Source organism: Rhizobium tibeticum (assembly GCF_900110205.1).
Classification (GTDB): domain Bacteria; phylum Pseudomonadota; class Alphaproteobacteria; order Rhizobiales; family Rhizobiaceae; genus Rhizobium; species Rhizobium tibeticum.
Genome location: NZ_FOCV01000013.1, coordinates 89,126 through 109,366, shown reverse-complemented (window position 1 = coordinate 109,366; position 20,241 = coordinate 89,126). Strand labels below are relative to the sequence as shown.

Below are 20,241 nucleotides of genomic sequence, written 5' to 3'. Positions count from 1 at the left end.
ATGTTCCTTGCCCAAATTGCAGCGTGCGAGGATTGGCCGCATTCTGATTGCATTCTTGGCAGCAGCCATTGTCGGGGTCCTTGCACATGAATTCATTAAGTCTGTGCTCTTCGAAACCCCTCTGCTCGTCTGCATCGTCCTCATTCTCGGAGGAATAGTTCTGCTGGTCGTGGACAGAATAGACTTCCAGCGGGCGAAGGGTCCTCGATGAGGTGACGGCCGCGATAACGTTCCTTGTCGTCGCAGGTGGCGCGCTTGCGGCTGCGCCAGCCGGAGATAGGGGGAACGGCGCCAGCGTCGCGGAGCGAATGGCGCAGTAGGTCGGCATCGTCGCCTTTGTCGCCCGGTAGGTAGTGCATGCGCCCAGCCTGTTTGAGGAGCGCGGGCGCGGCCGTCGCTGACGTTGCCGGCGGTTAGCACGAACCTACAGGGGCGGCCGATCACGTCGGTGAGCGCATGGACTTTGTGGGCCACCCACGCGAACGCTCAAAACAGCCTGACGCCCGTCAGATGTGCCAGCCTATCCATCAGCCTGTCCTGATAATCCGGGTCGGTAACTTCCGCAGCGGGTCGACGCTGCTGACGGTGATGCCAATAGGCACCGTTGATCTTCGCGTCTTCGTCGTCGCTCGTCGCCAGCCAGGTCTGGGTTTCATGGCCCATTTGAAGATCATCGGGCGCTCCGGCACCGCCCATCTTGGTCGGCACCCAGCCGGGATCCACCGCATTGCTGAGGACGTCCGGCCAGTGCCGAGCAACGGCCGCTGCGATGGTAGCCACGTGAAGCTTGCTTTCGGAATAAGCCTGACTTGTATTCCAAGCGCGCCTTTTCCAGTCGATGTCGTCGATGGAGCTACCACCACTCTGGTGCATGCCGCTGGTAAGGTAGACCAGACGGTCAGGTCGGTCGATCAAGGCTGTGAGCAGGTATGGTGCCAACGTATTGACAGCTAGGATCTTCGGATGACCTTCGGGCGTGTTCCCACGGCTTCTCTCGGAGTAGATGCCGGCATTGTGAATGACGGCGTCCATCCGTCCGATTTGGTTGACTTGTTCAGCGATGGAACGCGTCTCCGCATCGCTGCTGAGATCGCCGATGATCACTGCCAAGGCTCTGGATCTAAGACTGACGACGGCCGAGGCCCTGTCGTTGGAGCGCGCATGCAATACGACCTCATGGCCTTCGTCCATCAAGGTGCGAGCCGCAGCCAGCCCCAGTCCGTCGGTCGATCCTGTAATGAAGACGCGGCTCACGTCGATACCTCTCAAAATTCCATCTCCAGCGGAGATAGGTAAAGGTGCGAGCCCGACCACCCCTTCATGTGTGATCACAGCGCGCACGGCCTGAAGTCGAATTGCTTGGATTCGTGCGGATCCCTTTCAAGCCCAACGCCGGGCCATGATCCGGACAGCGAAATCGAAGCCAATCGTGCCATCTCACTCTATTTCGATCCGCGACAAAGACGGCAGGGCGCTGGACGGCGCAAAGATGTCCCGGCGGAACGTGCCGGTCTAGCAATACTGATGCGCGACCTCTTACGCCTGGAGGCTACGCACACTCCACGTAGATCGGGAGCGAGCAGCATGCAGCCGTCAAGATGTCTATCAGGAAGTTCCCGTGTTATAATCCCGGTACCGGCGTCGTCCGTCGTCGGGTTATGCGCACAGAGACTTGTCTAATGAGCGAAGTGGACGTGCTTTTTGCCACCCTGCGACAGGCGGCTGACCCGCAGACGGTCGAGTGCATCGAGAATGTAGTCATGCGTGGCTCGGATCGCGATCTCAATCGCATCAATGCGCTCGCCTTCGCCGATGCGCATCATCTCGATGAGGAAAAAACGATCGCAGCGTTTCTACATGCAGCCCGCATGGGCGCGTTCGAGATGACCTGGAATGTCCTTTGCCCAGGATGCGGCGGCGTCCTTGACACCGGCGCGACCCTGAAAGGAGTTGTCCAAGAAACGTACCATTGCGCGCTCTGCGCGGCCGGATACGAACCAACCCTCGACGAGATGGTAGAGGTAACGTTCACGGTCAGTCCGAGAGTGCGCAGGATTGCTGCCCACGAGCCTGATCGGTTACCTCCGCTTGAGTACTACCGCCAAATCTTCTTCAGCTCCGGAGTCGACCTGCCAGACGACTTCGAAGCGAGGTTCGCACGCATCGTATTGGAGTTGATCGAGTTGGCTCCAGGCGAGAAGGCTTTCGTCTCACTACAACTGCCGGCGCAATTCGTCATCATCTTCGATGCGGTGACACACTCGGCGCAGTTCATCGACGTAAAGGGTGAGCCCACCGACGAACGTCAAAACCTCTCAATGGTCATCAGTCAGGCGCATGCGCTGAACGAGACGGTTACGCTTCGTCCCGGCTTACTTCGGCTCACCCTCGAGAACCACAGCGATCGCAGAGTGGTACCGAACGTCTGCGTCGCAGGAGACGACCTCCACGACCTATTGGGCCGCAGGCGAGCTTTTCTGACAGCCAAGCGTCTACTGACGAACCAGAGCTTCCGGGACATCTATCGGACCGACACACTTGACGTCGACCAGCGTCTCAAGATCACAAGCCTAACTTTCCTCTTCACTGACTTGAGGGGCTCGACCGCTCTCTATGAGCGCGTCGGAGATCTTGCCGCTTTCGATCTGGTGCGAGCGCATTTCAGGGTTCTTCACGAGATCGTCGCCACAGAGGCCGGAGCGGTGGTCAAAACCATAGGCGACGCCGTGATGGCGACCTTCCCGAGCCCGGACCGCGCGGTGGCGGCCGCGCTGCGGATGCGGGAGGCGATGCTTCGGTTAAATGCCGAACACGGCAACGACGATCTTCTCCTGAAGATCGGCATCCATGAGGGACCATGCCTCGCAGTCAACCTGAACGACCGGCAGGACTACTTCGGACAGACTGTCAATATCGCCTCCCGCGTACAGGGCCTTGCTGATCCCAATATGATCCTGACGACTGAGGCGATTGTCGGGGATGCCCAAGTTTCAGAGATCCTGCGAGACAGCGGCATCTCATCGGTCTCCCGGATGGAGGAACTTCAGGGCATTGGGCGGGAGGTAAGAATTTTCGCCCTGTCGTGAGCTGCGTCTGCTCTTCGACGTCGTGCGAACTTGGGCAGTTTCCGCTAACGCCCATTGCGGACCCTTATTCCCTCCGGCGCAATTCACAGAGAGCTTGCGCCGGGAATGAGATATGCGCGAAGCACTCACCTTCAACATGGATGGGAAACAGCGGGCCTACGCTGCCGGTGGACGATACCGAATCGACTTCGCCTTTTCCAAGGCTTGGATCGTATCGTCAACACTGAGGAGGACAGTGGTCTCAATAGAGCTGAGCGCGCCTCCTGCGCCGATTGCAAGGGCAACAGCTGCCATAGATACGTTATCAGGCGCTTCCCACAGATTCCAACCATCATGCTCGCCAAAAGCGTACCAGAACCCATGGAGCTTTCCGCCCACGGATTCAATGTAAGTACGTGCCGCCTCTCGGCGATCCTCGGGGTTTTCGATCATGCGCGCCCACGTCTCGGGCGTGTAGCTGAAGCGCGTGAGATACAGGGCCATGGTTTGCCTCCACCGTCAGAACAACACAGTTAACGCTCAAGCCGGGGAGAACGCGAGTCATTTCCAATGTGCGGAATGGGCCTCCACTGCCTGTTGCGTTCGCAAAGAGGCAAAGACTTATGGCACGTGCCGCGCGAACGAGGGGCAGGATGTCGCGGGACGCCGCGTTACATTCATTGAGGACGTAATAACTACGGGAGGTGCCGTAGTGCACGCCTACCGGATGGCCGCCGAAGAAAGGCTCAAGTTCTTGCTGTCGTCTGTGCCATTTTGTACAGGCAGCCACTGATTTTGACGCGGCGATTACTTGATTTCAACAAGTTGCGTCGCCCGTCGGACATTGCATTTTGACGCAATGGCCACGTGATTTGACGGCCGAATTTAAAGGCTTGGAATCCGTTGCGAATTTGACTTCGCGTTTTCGAGTCTTTCTGAGCTCTTCCCCAACCGCGAGCGGTCAGGCGCTCACCACCTCGGAGAAGTGGTGGTCAGCCGGTTATGGCAGCATTATTTGAGCGGGTCTGCCGCTCGCAGCGAACTCGTCCACTTTGGCGCGATGAGGTTAAGCCATGCCTCGGACCGCAAAGGCAACGCTCGCAAATCCACGAGGACCGTCGTCGCCATCGCCCCCAAGATAGGCTGCTCTCATCGCGTCTCGAAGACGATCGCGCCTCACCGTGGGCAACGCGTCAAAAAAGGCTGCGAAGGTCCCTTGCCCATAAACCTTCGGATGCCAGAAATCTTCGAAATTGGCATAGTTCATAGGGATCGTGAGCATCGTTTCGGCAACGCCCGTGAAGCCGGCACTCTCAAAAACCTCACGTAATTCGCCTTCGGCTGTCAGCGGCCGCCTGCCGGATGGCACACCTCTGCCGGTTGCTTCCGGCTCGAGTGCGAGGACCGTATCCCAAAACAAGCGCCAACTCGGCATGCCGCCGTAAGACCAAACTGCAGCCGCGGCGATGGCACCCGGGCGCAGAACGCGCCGCATTTCCCGCACCGCTCGATGTGCATCGGACACAAAATGGAGCACCAGCAGGGAATAGACGCCATCGAACTCCTGATTGTCGTAAGGTAAGGCACAAACATCGCCCTGTTGCGCCCTTATCCTGACATCGGTCGTGCGCGAGCGCAGGGCCGCCACGAAGTTTTCCTCGAAATCCAGGGCTTCGATGGCGTCCAACTCGGGGAAAGCCGCCAAAGCCAGGGTCAGGCTGCCGGTCCCACATCCCGCGTCGAGGACGCGACCGCGGGATGGCACGCCGGAAAAATTGAGGAACGGTGCGGCCAGCCGTTGGCTCCAGCGCCCCATGCTGGCTTCATAAGCCTCAGCACTTTTGGCGACGAAGTTGGATGTCATGTGCTCCCTGACGTCTCCCGATCCCTCTTAGTGACGCGCCTCTATCGCTGCACGACTATAGCGCATGCGCCGGGACAGTCTATCGTGGTGGATCCCATATGTCCGCGTTTGGCGCGGCCAACGGCCGTAGGTTGGCAATTTGCGTCGTGCGAGCAAAAGCCCGCTTTTGGCGGGCGCAAAGCCGTCAAAAAGAGGCTGGACACTCTGTCAAAAGGCATAGTGATTTCGTAAGAAGATCAGGGGGTCCAGCGAGTTTCTGAGTGGTTGATTTATCGGGGTTTGCACTTCCCGGGTCGGGATAGCAGGATCGGCCAGCGATCCCGACCCCGCGCGGCAGGTTCCTGTAGGCGAGTGCGTCGGCGTTGCCTTAAATTAATTCATTGCCACTCAGGCATATTAGGCACATCGTCTTATCTTCAGCGGTCATTTTCGGGGCGCTGCCGATTGGGGCCGTCATACCCCAGCTCCGAACCGAGGGAGGGCGTCATGCCTCTGGGCATTCAAGCTATTGCCCGAAATCTAAGGCCAGGAGCCAGGTCATGCGCGCCAGGAAAACCGACCTTATCGAACGCTTCATCGGCCAATGCCGCGCCAGTCGTTCGACAGGCGGATCAGCAAAGGGATTAGACAAATGGCAAGCACCAATTTCCGCCCCCTTCACGATCGCGTCGTCGTCCGCCGCGTTGAGTCCGAAGGAAAGACCAAGGGCGGCATCATCATTCCCGACACCGCCAAGGAAAAGCCGCAGGAAGGCGAAATCGTCGCCGTCGGATCCGGCGCTCGTGACGAGTCCGGCAAGGTCGTCGCTCTCGACGTCAAGGCTGGCGACCGCGTTCTGTTCGGCAAGTGGTCCGGCACTGAAGTCAAGATCAACGGCGAAGACCTTCTGATCATGAAGGAAGCCGACATCATGGGCATCATCGGCTGATCAGCCGTTTGCTCATTATCCGAAGTCGCTGACAACCCTATTCAGGAGTTCTCAAAATGGCACCTAAAGAAATCAAGTTTGGCCGCACCGCACGCGAAAAGATGCTCAAGGGCGTCGACATTCTCGCTGACGCAGTGAAGGTAACGCTCGGCCCGAAGGGCCGCAACGTCATCCTCGACAGGTCCTTCGGCGCTCCGCGCATCACCAAGGACGGCGTTTCGGTCGCCAAGGAAATCGAACTGGAAGACAAGTTCGAAAACATGGGTGCCCAGATGGTCCGCGAAGTTGCTTCGAAGACCCACGACATCGCCGGTGACGGCACCACGACTGCAACGGTTCTCGCGCAGTCGATCGTTCGCGAAGGTGGCAAGGCCGTTGCTGCTGGAATGAACCCGATGGACCTGAAGCGCGGTATCGACCTCGCTGTTGGCGAAGTCGTCAAGGATCTCCAGGCCAAGGCCAAGAAGATCAACACGTCGGAAGAGATTGCCCAGGTCGGGACGATCTCCGCCAACGGCGAGAAGGAAATTGGCGCCTATATCGCCGACGCCATGCAGAAGGTCGGCAACGAAGGCGTTATCACCGTCGAAGAAGCCAAGACTGCTGAGACCGAGCTCGAAGTCGTCGAAGGCATGCAGTTCGACCGCGGCTACCTCAGCCCCTACTTCGTGACAAACGCCGAGAAGATGGTGGCCGAGCTGGAGGATGCTTACGTGCTGCTTCACGAGAAGAAGCTGTCGAACCTGCAGGCAATGCTTCCGGTTCTCGAAGCTGTCGTTCAGAGCGGCAATCCGCTCCTCATCATCGCTGAAGATGTCGAAGGCGAAGCGCTTGCTACCCTCGTCGTCAACAAGCTGCGCGGCGGCCTGAAGATCGCTGCCGTCAAGGCTCCTGGCTTCGGCGATCGCCGCAAGGCCATGCTCGAAGACATCGCGATCCTGACCGGAGGTACGGTCATCTCCGAGGACCTCGGCATCAAACTCGAGTCGGTTACCCTCGACATGCTCGGCCGCGCCAGGAAGGTTTCGATCTCTAAGGAAAACACGACCATCGTCGACGGCGCTGGGGCCAAGTCCGACATCGAAGGTCGTGTTGCCCAGATCAAGGCTCAGATCGAAGAGACCACCTCCGACTACGACCGCGAGAAGCTGCAGGAACGTCTTGCCAAGCTCGCTGGCGGCGTTGCCGTCATTCGCGTCGGCGGCTCCACGGAAGTCGAAGTCAAGGAAAGGAAGGACCGCATCGACGACGCGCTCAATGCGACGCGCGCTGCCGTTGAGGAAGGTATCGTCCCCGGCGGCGGCGTTGCATTGCTGCGCTCGTCGTCCAAGATCACCGTCAAGGGTGAGAACGACGACCAGGAAGCTGGCATCAACATCGTTCGTCGCGCTCTGCAGTCGCTGGTTCGCCAGATCGCCGAGAATGCTGGTGACGAAGCCTCCATCGTGGTTGGCAAGATCCTCGAGCAGAACCAGGACAACTTCGGCTACAACGCCCAGACCGGCGAATATGGCGACATGATCGCCATGGGCATCGTCGATCCGGTTAAGGTTGTTCGCACGGCTCTGCAGAACGCTGCCTCGGTTGCAGGCCTCCTCGTCACCACCGAAGCCATGATCGCCGAACTGCCGAAGAAGGAAGCCGCCGGCGGCGGCATGCCTGACATGGGTGGAATGGGCGGCATGATGTAAGCCAATTTCATCTTGGATGAAACATGAATGATTGGATTTGGGCTCCGGTTCGAGCGGTTGGGACGGGTCTTTTGTGGTCGCGAATTGCGCGTATCGAGTGCCGCCTTCCTCGACGCCGTGCTGTGGGGGCAGAACGCAAGACCGGCTGGCTGATTGCCGAACAGGCTGTGCTGGAGCGCACTTATCGGATGCAGTCGCTATTGGGCTCAGCCATTGGGATGCCGACGCCCTGCGCGATGTCGTCCAGGCCTATGCGGTAGGGGCGCTCGGTGACGCGCACGGCGTTTTCGCGGTGGGCGAGACCAGGTTCCTGAAGAGGGGCAAGCGTTTGGTCGGGCTGGCCCGGCAACATTCCGGGACGCTTTGCGACTTGAGACCTGCCAGGTGGGTGTCTTCCCCGATGACGTCCTTGAAAACGCTTAGAGTCGCTTGGTTGATTCTCCGCGGACGAATCTCGGCGTCAGAATGATGTCTTGCGGGCGCGCGGCGGCGCCTTCAGGGCTTTGGATTCTTGCCAGCAGGCGCTGTGCTGTCAGTTCGCCGAGCTTTTGGGCGTCCTGTACCACCATCGTGATGCGGGGCGTGATCACGCTGCTCCAAGGCACGTCGTCGACCATTGCCAGCGACACGTCGTCCGGGCAGCGGAAACCCATTTCCTGCATCACCTGCAGGGCCGCAAGGCCCATCATGTTGTTGGCGCCGATGATGGCGGTCGGTCGATCACGGCGGGCCAGCAGGCGCATCGCTTGCGTATAGCCGCCGGCCCGCGTGTAGCCACCTTCGACCACCAGCGAAAGGTCGACTTCCACGCCAGCACCGGCCATCGCGTCCATATAGCCCGTCAAGCGCTCGTCGGCGGTGTACAGGCCGGCCGGGCCAGAGATGAAGCCGATGCGTCTATGACCGAGCTGCAGCAGGTGTTCCGTCAAGATGGTGGTGGTTAGCGGATTGTCGGAGCCGACGAAATCGCGCTCGGCGCCTTCCACCCTTTGGTCGAACATTACGATCGGGGTCTTGAAGTCGCGCAGGAATGCGGCGTAATCCTCGCCACGCCCGTTCGTCGCCAGCACGATGCCGGCCACCTTCTGCGCTTCCAGCCGCTCGAGCAACGCCCGTTCGAGGTCTGCCTTGCCGGAGGAGTCGGCGATCAGTACGAAATAGCCATTGTCCAGCGCCTGGTGTTCTATCTCGCGGCGGATATCGCCAAAGAACATATTTCCCAGATTGGCTGAGACAAAGCCGATCAGCGAGCTGCGTCCGCGTGCCAAGGTCTGTGCTACCGGGTCGACGCGGTAACCGGTCGACTTGACCGCCTGCTGAATGCGGTCGAGCGTCTCGGCACCGACCCGCTTCGGACTGTTGAGCGCGAGCGAGACGGTCGAGATCGAAACTCCCGCAAGGCGCGCTACATCTCGGATGGTGGCCATTATGATCGAACCGGTTCTAGGCTATTCTTGTGGCAGATTTTTCTTGGCTACGCAACACACCGCTGCTCGTTTTTCCCACGCTTCAAGGCATTTCGTCCGATTCCGTGATCCATGATTCCTGCTTGACAGCCAGGAAATCAAGGAAGATGATCAAAATGCCGAACCGGTTCGATGGGAGTACTTGATCCGGAAACGAGGAGGAGAGGCCTGTGGCGATTGCAACGCATCAGTCGGGGAGTCCGGCATCCGGGGAAGAGGACAAACATGCATGGTTCAGTCGCGACCGTCTGGGCCTGTTCATCCATTGGGGCCTCTACGCACTGGGAGCCCGGCACGAGTGGTTGAAAAACCGCGAGGAACTAACCGACGAGCGATACCAGCGCTACTTCGATAATTTCGACCCCGATCTCTACGAGCCCAAGGAATGGGCTCGCCGGGCCCGTCTCGCCGGCATGAAATATGTCGTGGTGACGACCAAGCATCACGAGGGTTTCTGCCTGTGGGACAGCAAGGTGACGGATTACAAGGCGACGAACACGCCTTGTGGCAAGGATCTGCTGACCCCACTGGTCGACGCGTTCCGCGCCGAGGGACTCAAAATCGGCTTCTATTATTCGCTGATCGACTGGCATCACCCGGACTTCCCGATCGACGTCCATCATCCGCTGCGCAACCACCCTGATGCGAAGGCGCTGAATGCCGGCCGCAACATGGCCAACTATGCCGCCTATATGCGCGAACAGGTGCGCGAGCTTTTGACCGGCTTCGGCCGCGTCGACATCATGTGGTTTGATTTCAGCTATCCGCGACGGGAATATCGCGGCCTGACCGGCAAGGGACGCACCGATTGGGAGAGCGAGCGCCTGGTTGAATTGGTGCGCGAGTTGCAGCCAGGCATCATCGTCAATAACCGCCTCGATTTACCGCTCGACGCCAACAACCTGCCCGACATGGTGACGCCGGAGCAGTATACGCCGCGGGTGGCGCCCACCATCGCTGGTCAGCCCGTGCGCTGGGAGGCTTGCCATACCTTCAGCGGTTCCTGGGGCTATCATCGCGACGAGGACACCTGGAAGAGCCCGGAACAAATCATCAAGCTGCTCATCGATTCCGTCGCCATGGGAGGCAACCTCCTAATGAATGTCGGTCCGACCGGCCGTGGTACGCTCGATGCGCGCGCCATCGGCGCGCTTGAGGTTTACCAGAACTGGATGGCCGTGAACGGGCGCTCCATCTATGGAGCCAGGCCGTCCGACTTTCCGGTGCCGTCAGGCTGCCGCTACACCCAACGCGGCAATCGCCTGTACCTGCACGTCTGCGATTGGCCATACCGCCACATCCACATCGAGGGTATCTCCGACCGGATCTCCTATGCGCAGTTCCTGCACGACGCCAGTGAAGTGCGCTGGTTGAGCCACGTCAAGGAGGTGGATTCCAATGTCGGCGTGACAGTGCCGGAAGGCATGATCACGCTCGAACTGCCGGTACGGCGGCCGAACGTCACCGTGCCGGTGATCGAGATCATCCTGAAGCCCTAGCGTTTTGCCCCACTGCGTATCCATTGCATTCATGGAGGGAGGAGAAACCCATGAAGGTTCTGAAGAAAGCGCTGTTGCTTGCCGCAATCGGCGGCAGCTTCTTTGCTACAGCCGCGTCGGCAGATCAGGTCAACCTGACCTGGCAGATGTGGACCGGTTCCGAAGCCGACACCAAAACCTGGCAGCACTTGGCCGACATGGTGAGCGTCAAGCACCCGGACATCAAAGTGACGCTGCAGACGACTGGCTGGGTCGACTACTGGACCAGGCTGCCGGTGTTGGCGGCGTCGGGCCAGCTCGCCGACATCGTCTCCATGCAGTCGTTGCGCATGCCGAACTTCTATTCGCTGCTCGAGCCGCTCAATGAGAGGATAAAGGCGGGCAAGCTTGACATTGGCGCCTTCACTCCCTCGATCATCGGTGGCATGTCGGTCGACAAGGAGCTTTACGGCCTGCCTTACGACGTTGGTCCATGGGTGATCTATTATAACCAGGACGCTTTCGAGGCCGCCGGCATTCCATTGCCTAAGCCGGGTTGGGCGCTTGCAGAGTTTACCGACGCCGCCAAGAAACTGACAAAGGACGGCAATTACGGCTTTGGCGTCGCCCCGGTCAACTATTCGGTCATGGCTTCGGCCTGGGGCGACAAATACATCGATGACGCCGGACAGCTCGACCTCGTCAATCCGGCTGCCATTGCCGCAGCCGACAGGCTGATCGGCTTCGCTGCCAAGGATAAGATTGCGCCGCTGGTGCCGTCAGGCAACGATGCTGGCACGGTCATCCAGGGTCGGTTCAATTCAGGCAACATCGCTATGTATGTCGATGGTCCCTGGTCCATCATTGGCATGAAGGACCAGGTCAAGTTCAAGGTCGGTCTCACCACCCTGCCACGCGACGCAGGTGAACTGGCGGCCGTAACCGCGGGCTCCGGTTTCGGCATTTCCACCACCAGCCAGAACAAGGATGCGGCCTGGAAAGCGATTCAGGTGCTCACCAGCCCCGAAGCGCTGTCATACCTTGCTGAGAAAGGGCGTGCCTTGCCGGCGCGTACCGCGGCGCAATCGTCCTGGTACCAGGTGGCGGCCAAAGACATCACCAATGGCGGCGAGGCCCTCGACTACTCGTTGGCGCATTCCATACCCTACGCGATCACCAGCAATTGGGCGGCGGTGGAAAACCTCTTCAACCAGTATTTTCCTCCGGCCTTCGCCGGCAGTGCCGACGCCAAGCAGACGATGGAGACCATCCAGAGCCTCGCACAACAATAGCTCTCGCCGCGGCAGGAATTGCCGCGCATGGAGGAAAACATGTCGGAAAGCGCCGTCGCCGAAATTCCCATACAGCTCAGTCAGTCGCGGCGCTTTCTGAGGCCAGATACGCAGACGGCAATACTGTTCCTGCTGCCAAGCTTCCTCGGCTTCATGGCCTTCATGGCCCTGCCGATCTTGGCGTCGCTGGCACTCAGCTTCACCAACTGGCAGTTGATCTCGACGCCATCCTTCGCCGGCTTTCAGAATTATGTCCGCCTCTTCACCGTCGATCCGGCTTTTTACACCGTATTGCGGAACACACTATTCTTCGCCGTCGAGTATCTGACGCTAAACATCATTGTCTCGCTGACGCTTGCTGTCTGGATATCGAGCCTGAGGCACGGCAAGGCGCTCTTCCGGGTGATCTTCTTCCTACCGACCTTTACCCCCACGATCGCAGCGTCGGTGGTATGGCTGCTCATCTTCACCCCTGATGGACTGGCCGACAGCCTCATCCGTTCGTTTGGCCTCGGCCTGCCGAATTTCCTGCTCAGCACGACCTGGGCCATGCAGGCGATCGTGCTTGTCACTCTGTGGGCCAATGTCGGCTACAATGTCGTGATGTTCAACGCCGCGCTCGACCTTGTGCCAAAGCACTACCTCGAGGCCGCGACGATTGATGGCGCCAACGCCTGGCAGCGTTTCTGGCGCATTCGTCTGCCACTGATCTCGCCGACGATCTTCTTTGCCACCGTGATGACGGCCATCACCTCGCTGCAGGTATTCGATGAGATCTATGCGATGACTCGCGGCGGCCCGGGCTCGGCCACAGCCACGCTTGGCTTTGCAATCTATCAGAAGGGCTTCGCCAACTTCCAAATGGGTTACGCCTCGGCACTGGCCTGGGTGATGTTCATCATGATCATGGCCTTGACGATCCTGCAGTTCCACCTGCAGCGCAAATGGGTGCACTATGACGACTAGCAAAGGCCCATTGCACCCGGATTCTGTGTCGCGGAACAAAACCCTGCGGCGCATTGGCACGTTCGTCAGTTACGCCGCGCTTTCGCTGATCGCGCTGCTGTTCCTCTTCCCCTTCTTCTGGATGGTGTCGAACGCGGTGCGCTCGAACGCGGAAGTCCTGGCCGTGCCGGTCCGCATCCTGCCACAGGAATATCAATGGGGAAACTTCGTCGAAGCATTGGTTTCCCTGCCGTTTGGAACCTTCTTGTTCAACTCATTCGTGGTCGCTAGCGGCGTCACGGCGATCGTGATTGCGGTCTCGTGCCTTTCCGCCTACTCTTTCGCCCGGCTGAAGTTTCCCGGCCGGGAGGGTCTGCTGCTCGCTTATCTCGGCACGCTGATGATTCCGCAGGTAATGCTGGTCATCCCGCTTTTCCTGGTGGTCAGTAAGCTCGGCTGGGTCAACACCTATCATGGCATGATCCTGCCCGTGGCGTTCGGCTCCTTCGGCACATTTTTGCTGCGGCAGTTCTTTCTCGGCATTCCCAAGGATCTCGACGAGGCAGCGATGATCGACGGGGCTTCGCGCCTACGCATCCTGGTCACGATCATCGTTCCGCTTGCAATGCCGGCCATCGGCCTGCTGGCGCTGTTCACCTTCATAGGGCAGTGGAAAAGCTTCCTGTGGCCGCTGATCGTCACCAACGGCATGGACAAAGCTACGCTGCCGCTCGGGCTCACCTTGTTCCAGACACAGCAGGGCACCTCGTGGAACTACATCATGGCCGGCGCGGCCATCTCCATGCTGCCGGGCATCCTCCTGGCTATCGTGCTGCAGAAGGTGATCTACCGGGGCATCGCCATCAGCTCTGGCTTCGGTGGGCGTTAATTCCAGCCGAAAACACGCGAAACCGGCAGGCGGCCGAGGGCAATTAGTACGCTGCATTAACTGTCGAAATGGCGTTTTCGTGCCTTGAGCACCTGCTTCCGCCTCATCGGCGAGCGTGTCGCCCAGGCTAGCCAGGACCGATTCTGTCCATGCTGCAAGCAATGCGATCAAATTCGTCATTGTCGAGGGTGCCTTCGAGAGGAAGCTCCCGCTGACGTCCAGGCAACAACGTCCCTCTCGCTTGACGTACCTTTCGCTCGGATGGGTTTATACGACAGGCGAAAGGCAAGGTCGTCCTGCTGAAGGAGGCAATCCGGATCCAAAGTCGACCAGCTTCACGGCGCAAGGCGCGATCCGCGGTCGATGCCTACGCAACTTGACCCCCGGCATGGAGGTGCAGAGTTATCCCGACAATGGACGCGAAATTCCGTCTTGTGTTGCACCCTTTGGTATTGCAGCTTGCCGCTGTTAAACCGGGGGGCTCCTGCCAGATAGCCGCTGATCCTGGCGATCGCCGCCAGGATAAGGAACCGCGTAAATGGTTCGCGCTTCAGATTTTGACGAGCATTGCGGTCGCGTACATGAAGGCAGCACCGGACGCCAGACCAGCGAACGAGGCCGGGGTAAGGATTGCCTTGATGCCTTGTCCGTTCGAACGCCCGATCAGGCCGTAGACTTCGACGATGACCTGGGCGATCGCGCCGGCACCAATAGCAAGTGCGATCGCGGTCCACTGCGGGGCGTAGGCCAAGCTTCCGGTCCAGATGCCGATAACGGCCGGGCCGCCTGCAAGCAGAGCCAGGCCGACAAACGACCGCAGGCTGGGCTTCACCTTGAGGATCGGTGCGGCGATCCCGATACCCTCGGTGATGTTGTGCAGGGTGAAGCCAAGGACAAGGAACGTGCCCAGTCCGGCGCTGCCCGCGGCGAACGCCGCGCCGATGGCCAGCCCTTCGCCGAAATTGTGGAGCCCGATTCCGAGAGCGATAAAAGTGGCAAGCGCCAGCCCCGTTGGCGTGCCGCGTCGGCGGCCCACCGCAATCAGGACAAGGAAGCTGGCGGCGGCCGTGAGAACGACCAGAACGCTACCCTGGAAGATGGGTGCTGACATGCTGGCGAATTCCAGCGCCTCGATGAAGGTGTCGACCAGCAAAAACGCAAGCAGTCCCACGGTCAAAGCAAGGAGGAACGTCATCGTTCCCTGGCCCGCGCCACGAAGGGCCGGATAGCACATGAGACCAATGGCAACGGGCAGGATGCCGACGAACGCCCCGAGAATGGCCTGCGACCAGAGACTGCCGGAGGTGGCAACCGGGGTCGGCACGGCAACGGCGATTTCGTGCTCGAAAGTCGCGCCCGTGTTGGTGACGAAGGTCACATGGTGGGTTTCGCCCAGAACCCACGGGAAGGGGAGGCTGATCCAGGCCGTGTCACCGCGGGCGATCGAGCCTTGCGGCTCCTGTTTGAATTCCCAATAGGCTGCGTCCACCTGAACCTGCGCGACCGTCATCGGGTCCGATCCGCCGGCACGGACAAGCAATCGTACTCCGTCGTGATCGAGGACCGTGCGCTCGATCGTCAGATTCTCGACCGGCGGTGCGCCGTTGTTGAAGCCTTGCAGCGGGTTTGTTTGGAGAAGCCAGACGATGGCCACCGCGAGAACTGCGGCGGGCAACAATAGCCAGAGATAGCGGGACAAGCCGGTGGCTGGAGCCGCACTGTCGATTCTCTCGTGCATCATGACAGCGTCTCCACAACGTCGAACATGCCCATCCAGCCAAGTTCGGCAAATTCCGATTGGTGCGCGTGGAACATGTAAAGCCCAGGCTCATGTTCCTCGAAGGTAAATTCGATAATGCCGCGCTGTGCCTGGCACTGCGTGATGAGATCGACCGTCTTCAGGGTTGGCGTCAGGGTCGTTCCCTGATCGTAGTAGTCGAAGAAATTGGCGTGCAGGTGGAACGAGTTGATCGGATCGAACTCGACGAGGTTGACAAGGTAGATGCGGACCGGGCGGCCCTTGGCGACCTTGATCGGTTCCTTCGCGTAGCAGTGGGCGACCGTGTTGCAGGCATAGAATTCGTTCTCGCCGTCGAAGTTCGTGTCGAAGGCGTTCATGACCATCGCCATTTCCTGCCATCGCGCGTTTTCGGGCGAGCCGAGGAGCCGCGACTTGGCGACCTCGATATGGTCGGGATGGCGCGTTGGATCGGGATCGATCACGAAGAGGCCGTACATGCCCTTGTGGATGTGTCGGGCAAGCGGCAGGGCGTGGCAATGGTAGAGGTGGCAGCCGAACGGCTTGGCGTCGAACTCGTAGACGAACTCCTCGCCGGGGCCGATGACGCCAGCGCCGGGCACGCCGTCCATCCGGGCCGCATGAATGCCGTGGAAGTGCAGGGAATGAGGATGCGAGCCGTTGTTGATGAGCTTGATGCTCAGGCGCTCCCCTTCGGTCGCCCGCAGGGCGGGACCGGGGACGCGGCCGTTATAGGTCCAGGCGGGGAACATGACGCCGGGTGCGATCTCGATTTCCTTTTCTTCGACCGTGATTTCGAAGCTGCGCAGCTTGCGCCCGTCGGGCAGCTCGCTCAACGAGCCCGTATACCAGTCGGTCAGCATCTGCGTCGGGTGGAAGCCGTTGCGCTCGTTGTCGACATTCCCGACGGTGATCATCGCGCCGTGGGCGGAATGGTGGGCCGGAGCACTGTCGCCGCCTTTCATGGCGGACGCTGCGGCGCCATGGTCGCCAGAATGGGCCTGTTGAGCCGCCGCGTTGACGGAGCAGATGCTCGTGGCACCGAGCGTTGCGATCCCCCCGCCGAGGAGGCTCCTTCTGCTCAAGGCCGTCTGTGCCCACTTCAACATTTTAGAGGATACTCCAATTAGCAAATTAAATGAAATAGAGCATGATGGCATGATTATAGCAAGAGCTATATTCCTCATGTGCAAATGAAGATTGGAAATATAGCCTTTGCTATGTTATTGTAGCATTGGAGAAAAATTATGAGCAGGCGGAATTGAATTGAACGAGAAGCATGATCAGGCGATCGAGAGTTCGCTTGTCGCACCCGACACACAGATGGAGAGCTTCAGGCAGGCACGGAACAATCGCCGCAGCGAACTCGTGGAAGATTACGTCGAACTCATCGCCGACCTTATCGCCGACGGCGGCGAGGCCCGGCAAGTGGATATTGCCCAGCGCCTCGGCGTCGCGCAGCCGACGGTCGCCAAAATGCTGAAGCGGCTGAGTGCGGAAGGATATATCCAGCAGCGTCCGTACCGGGGTGTCTTCCTGACAGGCACCGGCAAGGAATTGGCCCGCGTCAGTCGCGAGAGGCACCAGATCGTGGAATCATTTCTCTGCTCTATCGGAGTCAGCGTCGAGACGGCCCGGATGAACGCGGAGGGCATCGAGCATCACGTCAGTCCTGAAACTTTGGAGGCCATGAAGCGGTTCACGCCGAAACGACACCTGTAGAGAGGTCCTCGGATGATTGCCGTTGACTATCCCCAAGTCCATCTGCCCAGAGTATCCACATCAAATCAGGAGAAATTGCGAGCCTTGGTTTCACGGGCAAGGCGCTGGACGCTATAGTATTGCCTGCGTTGATCATTGCGGACCCGAACGCAAAGTATCTCATAGACTTCGTGGTGTGAGGATGGACGATCTGTCGCTAGCCGAACTCGAGAACCGATGCCAGCAGGGCGGACTGCGAGTGACCGCGAACTTGAGCGAAATCCTCCAGGCGTTGATTACCGGACCCGATCACCCGGATGTCGATTCGCTACATGGACGCGTGCGGGCGCGAGGCAGGCGCGTGTCCCTGGCGACCATCTACAGAAATTTGGGCCATCTGGTCGCTGCATCGGAAGGAGACTGTGAGATGCGGCCCGCGGGCGCCACCTTTCGGACTGGTTTTCGAAGCCCGAATAGGGAGAGTGAATGTCTTCCCGTTATCTGCCCAGCAATCTTGCCACAGCCAATATGCGCGCGATAGAAGCCGGTGAAAAATTCCCCCCACACGGAGCAGGAGAAGGTCCGGTCGGCAGCGCAAGCCGCCCAAAGACCGAGTGCCTCGGTGCGTTTGACGCGGAGCGCGTGCCGATTCTGGGGCCGCGTCCAATGTTCATGACCCGGCTGCGGGGATACGCTGATGGCGGAAGATATACGCAGATAGGCTTTTACGCCTGCGAAGTGGGTGATCGATCAGGACGCCGGACGACGGCTTCTGCTGCATCGGCCATCAGTGTCTCCATGCGGGCTCGAAGCTCCTTCTCACCCAGAACCTTACCTGCTGATCGAACGTCTGCGAGGATCTTGGCTACAACGCCCTCATTCCCCGCTGCCGACATCCGAACATCGATGATCTCTGCGACATAGGCTTCGAAATCGGTCGCGCCGACCAAGGCCACGACCCATTGAGCCAGAAGTCGGTCCCGGCGGGATTGCACCTTGAACGCCATTTCGGAATCCAAGAAATACATCTCCTCCATCGCTTTTTCACGTTTCTCAAATGCGCTCATGACGAAAGCTCCCTAGAGGAATTTGTCGTCGCCAGCAGATGCTGGAGAAGACCAGGATCGATCTTGACTGCCCGCCGGCCCCGGCTGCCGGCGGCAATCGACGGCAAACAGATGAATGTTGCGACACGCCGACGAGCCGGTCGGGAAAGTCCCTCGATCGGCTCCTCGTCCTGCAGGATCTTATAATCCCCGGCTGGATGCACGTCATCGATGTCGGGCAGTGCAAAGGGGGCCGAGAAATGAACGATGGTATTCATGATACGTGTTGACATGGCGGCAGGCTCCAGGCGAAGGCGGTGAACCGCTGGCCCGGTAAAAGCCTTCATCCGGCCAGCAGTATCGGGCGTTGCCCATCGGAATTCGGGAGGATAGCGGTCCAGTGTCTTAGACACCGCGAGGGGCTATATGGCCAAACGACGATCAAATAACGCTACGCTTCAATTAAGTCGCGATCAGGGCTAAATGGAAAAACAAAAATAAAAAATGAGATTTTGTCTTCCGCGAATCAAAATTAAGTTTTGGTGTACGTGAGAAAAATATGATGAACGACAATAAAAAATACTATGAAACGCAAAATATATACAAACGTTGTATTAGATTTTTGCGCGATATCGCGTAATTTTACAGGGATTCATTGTCGGCACGTAAGATATTAGTTTGCTTCGCCCAGGTTCTATGCCGAATGTTTGGCGTTTCGGCGATGCAGTCGGAAGCACGTTACGAGCCAAGCGTGCGGGTCGATGTCTCCGGTTGTCACCGCACCATCCGTTCCCTATTGTGGCGCGCTCACTTAACCTTGAAGACGCCGGAAGCGCGATGGCATTACAGCTCGACATGTTTGCACGGTCCCCGGCGGAGCACGAGGCGAATGTCGTGCGACTACGCTCGGAAATGAAGCGGCGCGATGGCAAGCCTCTTAGTGACGAGGACATGGTGCGGCATCTGGAGGAGAGCGGCAAGTATCGTATCCTTCGCCGGCTGGTCCCCCGTCCGATCGCGGTTTTTCCCCGCGCGGAGTTTCCTCGTAATTGCGTGATCGTCGACACCGAAACCACCGGCCTCAATCATCGCAACGACGAAATCATCGAGATAGGCGCCATCGCTTTTACTTTCGACGAGGAGGGAATTATCGGCGACGTCACTGGCGTCTATGGCGGCCTGCAGCAGCCGACAGCTTCGATCCCATCAGAGATCACACGGCTCACAGGAATTACCGACGAGATGGTGGCGGGGCAGGTGATCGACACGACCCAACTCCGTGCACTAATCGAGCCGGCCGATCTCGTCATCGCGCACAATGCGGGCTTCGACCGGCCGTTCTGCGAGGCCTTCTCTCCAGTCTTCGCCGGAAAGCCGTGGGCTTGTTCGGTTTCTGAAATCGATTGGGCGTCTCGCGGCTTCGAAGGCACCAAGCTGGGTTATCTGATCGGGCAGGCGGGCTATTTCCATGACGGCCATCGGGCGGTTGATGATTGCTTTGCCCTGCTAGAGGTTCTCGCACAGGGCGGGGGAGAATCGAAACAAGCGCCCTTTGCCGAGCTCTACGAAGCAAGCCAGCGATCGCGCGCGCGCATCTTCGCGGAACACAGCCCCTTCGATATGAAAGATCACCTGAAGGCGCGCGGTTATCGCTGGTCAGATGGCAGTGACGGCCGTCCGAAATCCTGGTGGATCGAGCTTGCAGAAGACGCACTTGATGAGGAACTCGGCTATCTGCGCTCTGAAATTTATCGCTGGGACGAGGCCGATCCACCGATCAAGCGCCTGACGGCATTCGACCGTTTCAAAGCATGAGAAATATTCGCTGCACCCATGGCACATGGCTGAGTTGCGAAGTTCTACCTACGACTTGGGCGTTCATTATATAGTCGACGTCATTGAAGCGACGCTCCCCCTCCCGCAAAACGTCGACAGTGAACGACTTCCTTGTCTCAAAGATCGCTTATGGGATCGGCTCCACTCCTCCTCCACGGCAGGTCTTTTCGTTCCTCCGCGGTCATCGCGTGCAACGATTTACCGCTGCTTGTCAGCGAGTTGTCCTGCGCCATGAAAGCCATTTGTCGGCGACAAGGCGCAGTCACAATTGGCCATAGGAC

Annotated in this window: 19 protein-coding genes and 1 pseudogene; 12 read left to right on the top strand and 8 right to left on the bottom strand. The window is 59.1% G+C overall.

Features of this window, described 5'->3' with window-relative positions:
- Positions 1 to 7: 7 nt before the first annotated feature.
- Positions 8 to 181, top strand: a pseudogene (locus BSG20_RS37485) (undecaprenyl-diphosphate phosphatase); the annotation flags it as partial.
- Positions 182 to 486: 305 nt separating this feature from the next.
- Here the strand turns inward: BSG20_RS37485 and BSG20_RS16200 are convergent.
- Positions 487 to 1,254 (bottom strand): SDR family NAD(P)-dependent oxidoreductase, encoded by a 768-nt coding sequence (locus BSG20_RS16200; RefSeq protein ID WP_072378687.1) that lies wholly within the window; start codon positions 1,252 to 1,254, stop codon positions 487 to 489.
- A 425-nt stretch (positions 1,255 to 1,679) separates the two neighbouring features.
- On the opposite strand from BSG20_RS16200, the gene BSG20_RS16195 reads away from it, so the two are divergent.
- On the top strand, positions 1,680 to 3,086 hold the full coding sequence (locus BSG20_RS16195; protein ID WP_072378569.1) for an adenylate/guanylate cyclase domain-containing protein: 1,407 nt from the start codon (positions 1,680 to 1,682) through the stop codon (positions 3,084 to 3,086).
- 156 nt (positions 3,087 to 3,242) lie between these two features.
- Here BSG20_RS16195 and BSG20_RS16190 read toward each other — a convergent pair whose 3' ends face one another.
- Positions 3,243 to 3,569: a GYD domain-containing protein gene (locus BSG20_RS16190; protein ID WP_072378568.1), complete on the bottom strand. Its 327-nt coding sequence runs from the start codon at positions 3,567 to 3,569 to the stop codon at positions 3,243 to 3,245.
- A gap of 562 nt (positions 3,570 to 4,131) precedes the next feature.
- On the bottom strand, positions 4,132 to 4,929 hold the full coding sequence (locus BSG20_RS16180; protein ID WP_093041214.1) for a class I SAM-dependent methyltransferase: 798 nt from the start codon (positions 4,927 to 4,929) through the stop codon (positions 4,132 to 4,134).
- A 631-nt stretch (positions 4,930 to 5,560) separates the two neighbouring features.
- Here BSG20_RS16180 and groES point away from each other — a divergent pair.
- The 3 genes from groES (at position 5,561) to BSG20_RS16165 (ending at position 8,017) form a co-directional block, all read left to right on the top strand.
- On the top strand, positions 5,561 to 5,857 hold the full coding sequence (gene groES, locus BSG20_RS16175) for a co-chaperone GroES (RefSeq protein WP_037120589.1): 297 nt from the start codon (positions 5,561 to 5,563) through the stop codon (positions 5,855 to 5,857).
- 56 nt (positions 5,858 to 5,913) lie between these two features.
- The gene (gene groL / locus BSG20_RS16170) at positions 5,914 to 7,548 is read left to right on the top strand and encodes a chaperonin GroEL (protein WP_072378562.1); all 1,635 of its coding nucleotides are present in this window, start codon (positions 5,914 to 5,916) and stop codon (positions 7,546 to 7,548) included.
- A gap of 73 nt (positions 7,549 to 7,621) precedes the next feature.
- Entirely contained in the window at positions 7,622 to 8,017 is a 396-nt protein-coding gene (locus BSG20_RS16165) for a transposase (RefSeq protein ID WP_306372245.1), read from the top strand.
- Here BSG20_RS16165 and BSG20_RS16160 read toward each other — a convergent pair.
- The gene (locus tag BSG20_RS16160) at positions 7,968 to 8,975 is read right to left on the bottom strand and encodes a LacI family DNA-binding transcriptional regulator (RefSeq protein WP_072378558.1); all 1,008 of its coding nucleotides are present in this window, start codon (positions 8,973 to 8,975) and stop codon (positions 7,968 to 7,970) included. The two genes, BSG20_RS16165 and BSG20_RS16160, sit on opposite strands and share 50 nt — an antisense overlap.
- Positions 8,976 to 9,184: 209 nt before the next feature.
- Between BSG20_RS16160 and BSG20_RS16155 the strand changes: the two genes are divergently transcribed.
- From BSG20_RS16155 to BSG20_RS16140, 4 genes are read left to right on the top strand one after another with little or no spacing between them, the layout of a single operon-like run.
- Positions 9,185 to 10,513, top strand: a complete 1,329-nt coding sequence (locus BSG20_RS16155) for an alpha-L-fucosidase (RefSeq protein ID WP_072378556.1) — start codon at positions 9,185 to 9,187, stop codon at positions 10,511 to 10,513.
- Between the two features lie 50 nt (positions 10,514 to 10,563).
- Complete coding sequence (locus tag BSG20_RS16150) at positions 10,564 to 11,784, top strand: ABC transporter substrate-binding protein (protein ID WP_072378554.1); 1,221 nt, start codon at positions 10,564 to 10,566, stop codon at positions 11,782 to 11,784.
- 39 nt (positions 11,785 to 11,823) lie between these two features.
- The gene (locus BSG20_RS16145; protein ID WP_072378552.1) at positions 11,824 to 12,750 is read left to right on the top strand and encodes a carbohydrate ABC transporter permease; all 927 of its coding nucleotides are present in this window, start codon (positions 11,824 to 11,826) and stop codon (positions 12,748 to 12,750) included.
- A complete protein-coding gene (locus BSG20_RS16140) occupies positions 12,740 to 13,618 on the top strand; it encodes a carbohydrate ABC transporter permease (RefSeq protein ID WP_072378550.1) in 879 nt (292 codons plus the stop codon). Before BSG20_RS16145 ends, BSG20_RS16140 begins: the two co-directional genes overlap by 11 nt.
- A 550-nt stretch (positions 13,619 to 14,168) precedes the next feature.
- Here the strand turns inward: BSG20_RS16140 and BSG20_RS16135 are convergent.
- Together BSG20_RS16135 and BSG20_RS16130 are read right to left on the bottom strand one after the other, a co-directional pair.
- Positions 14,169 to 15,359 (bottom strand): ZIP family metal transporter, encoded by a 1,191-nt coding sequence (locus BSG20_RS16135; protein WP_093041211.1) that lies wholly within the window; start codon positions 15,357 to 15,359, stop codon positions 14,169 to 14,171.
- Entirely contained in the window at positions 15,356 to 16,486 is a 1,131-nt protein-coding gene (locus BSG20_RS16130) for a multicopper oxidase domain-containing protein (protein WP_072378549.1), read from the bottom strand. Before BSG20_RS16130 ends, BSG20_RS16135 begins: the two co-directional genes overlap by 4 nt.
- A 157-nt stretch (positions 16,487 to 16,643) precedes the next feature.
- Between BSG20_RS16130 and mntR the strand changes: the two genes are divergently transcribed.
- Positions 16,644 to 17,099 carry a manganese-binding transcriptional regulator MntR gene (gene mntR, locus BSG20_RS16125; protein WP_072378547.1) on the top strand — a complete coding sequence of 152 codons (456 nt, stop codon included), beginning with the start codon at positions 16,644 to 16,646 and terminating at the stop codon, positions 17,097 to 17,099.
- Positions 17,100 to 17,280: 181 nt separating this feature from the next.
- Positions 17,281 to 17,619, top strand: a complete 339-nt coding sequence (locus tag BSG20_RS37480; RefSeq protein ID WP_244541386.1) for a transcriptional repressor — start codon at positions 17,281 to 17,283, stop codon at positions 17,617 to 17,619.
- 184 nt (positions 17,620 to 17,803) lie between these two features.
- Here BSG20_RS37480 and BSG20_RS16115 read toward each other — a convergent pair whose 3' ends face one another.
- A complete protein-coding gene (locus BSG20_RS16115) occupies positions 17,804 to 18,145 on the bottom strand; it encodes an ATPase inhibitor subunit zeta (protein WP_072378545.1) in 342 nt (113 codons plus the stop codon).
- Positions 18,142 to 18,417 carry a hypothetical protein gene (locus BSG20_RS16110; RefSeq protein WP_072378566.1) on the bottom strand — a complete coding sequence of 92 codons (276 nt, stop codon included), beginning with the start codon at positions 18,415 to 18,417 and terminating at the stop codon, positions 18,142 to 18,144. Before BSG20_RS16110 ends, BSG20_RS16115 begins: the two co-directional genes overlap by 4 nt.
- 544 nt (positions 18,418 to 18,961) lie before the next feature.
- Here BSG20_RS16110 and BSG20_RS16105 point away from each other — a divergent pair.
- The gene (locus BSG20_RS16105; protein ID WP_072378544.1) at positions 18,962 to 19,939 is read left to right on the top strand and encodes a 3'-5' exonuclease; all 978 of its coding nucleotides are present in this window, start codon (positions 18,962 to 18,964) and stop codon (positions 19,937 to 19,939) included.
- The last annotated feature ends 302 nt before the right edge of the window (positions 19,940 to 20,241 follow it).

Coding starts and splice junctions, on each gene's coding strand:
- BSG20_RS16195 (WP_072378569.1), top strand. CDS start 1,680: ATGAGCGAAGTGGACGTGCTTTTTGCCACCCTGCGACAGGCGGCTGAC.
- BSG20_RS16190 (WP_072378568.1), bottom strand. CDS start 3,569: ATGGCCCTGTATCTCACGCGCTTCAGCTACACGCCCGAGACGTGGGCG.
- BSG20_RS16180 (WP_093041214.1), bottom strand. CDS start 4,929: ATGACATCCAACTTCGTCGCCAAAAGTGCTGAGGCTTATGAAGCCAGC.
- groES (WP_037120589.1), top strand. CDS start 5,561: ATGGCAAGCACCAATTTCCGCCCCCTTCACGATCGCGTCGTCGTCCGC.
- groL (WP_072378562.1), top strand. CDS start 5,914: ATGGCACCTAAAGAAATCAAGTTTGGCCGCACCGCACGCGAAAAGATG.
- BSG20_RS16160 (WP_072378558.1), bottom strand. CDS start 8,975: ATGGCCACCATCCGAGATGTAGCGCGCCTTGCGGGAGTTTCGATCTCG.
- BSG20_RS16150 (WP_072378554.1), top strand. CDS start 10,564: ATGAAGGTTCTGAAGAAAGCGCTGTTGCTTGCCGCAATCGGCGGCAGC.
- BSG20_RS16145 (WP_072378552.1), top strand. CDS start 11,824: ATGTCGGAAAGCGCCGTCGCCGAAATTCCCATACAGCTCAGTCAGTCG.
- BSG20_RS16140 (WP_072378550.1), top strand. CDS start 12,740: ATGACGACTAGCAAAGGCCCATTGCACCCGGATTCTGTGTCGCGGAAC.
- BSG20_RS16135 (WP_093041211.1), bottom strand. CDS start 15,359: ATGATGCACGAGAGAATCGACAGTGCGGCTCCAGCCACCGGCTTGTCC.
- BSG20_RS16130 (WP_072378549.1), bottom strand. CDS start 16,486: ATGTTGAAGTGGGCACAGACGGCCTTGAGCAGAAGGAGCCTCCTCGGC.
- BSG20_RS37480 (WP_244541386.1), top strand. CDS start 17,281: ATGGACGATCTGTCGCTAGCCGAACTCGAGAACCGATGCCAGCAGGGC.
- BSG20_RS16115 (WP_072378545.1), bottom strand. CDS start 18,145: ATGAGCGCATTTGAGAAACGTGAAAAAGCGATGGAGGAGATGTATTTC.
- BSG20_RS16110 (WP_072378566.1), bottom strand. CDS start 18,417: ATGTCAACACGTATCATGAATACCATCGTTCATTTCTCGGCCCCCTTT.
- BSG20_RS16105 (WP_072378544.1), top strand. CDS start 18,962: ATGGCATTACAGCTCGACATGTTTGCACGGTCCCCGGCGGAGCACGAG.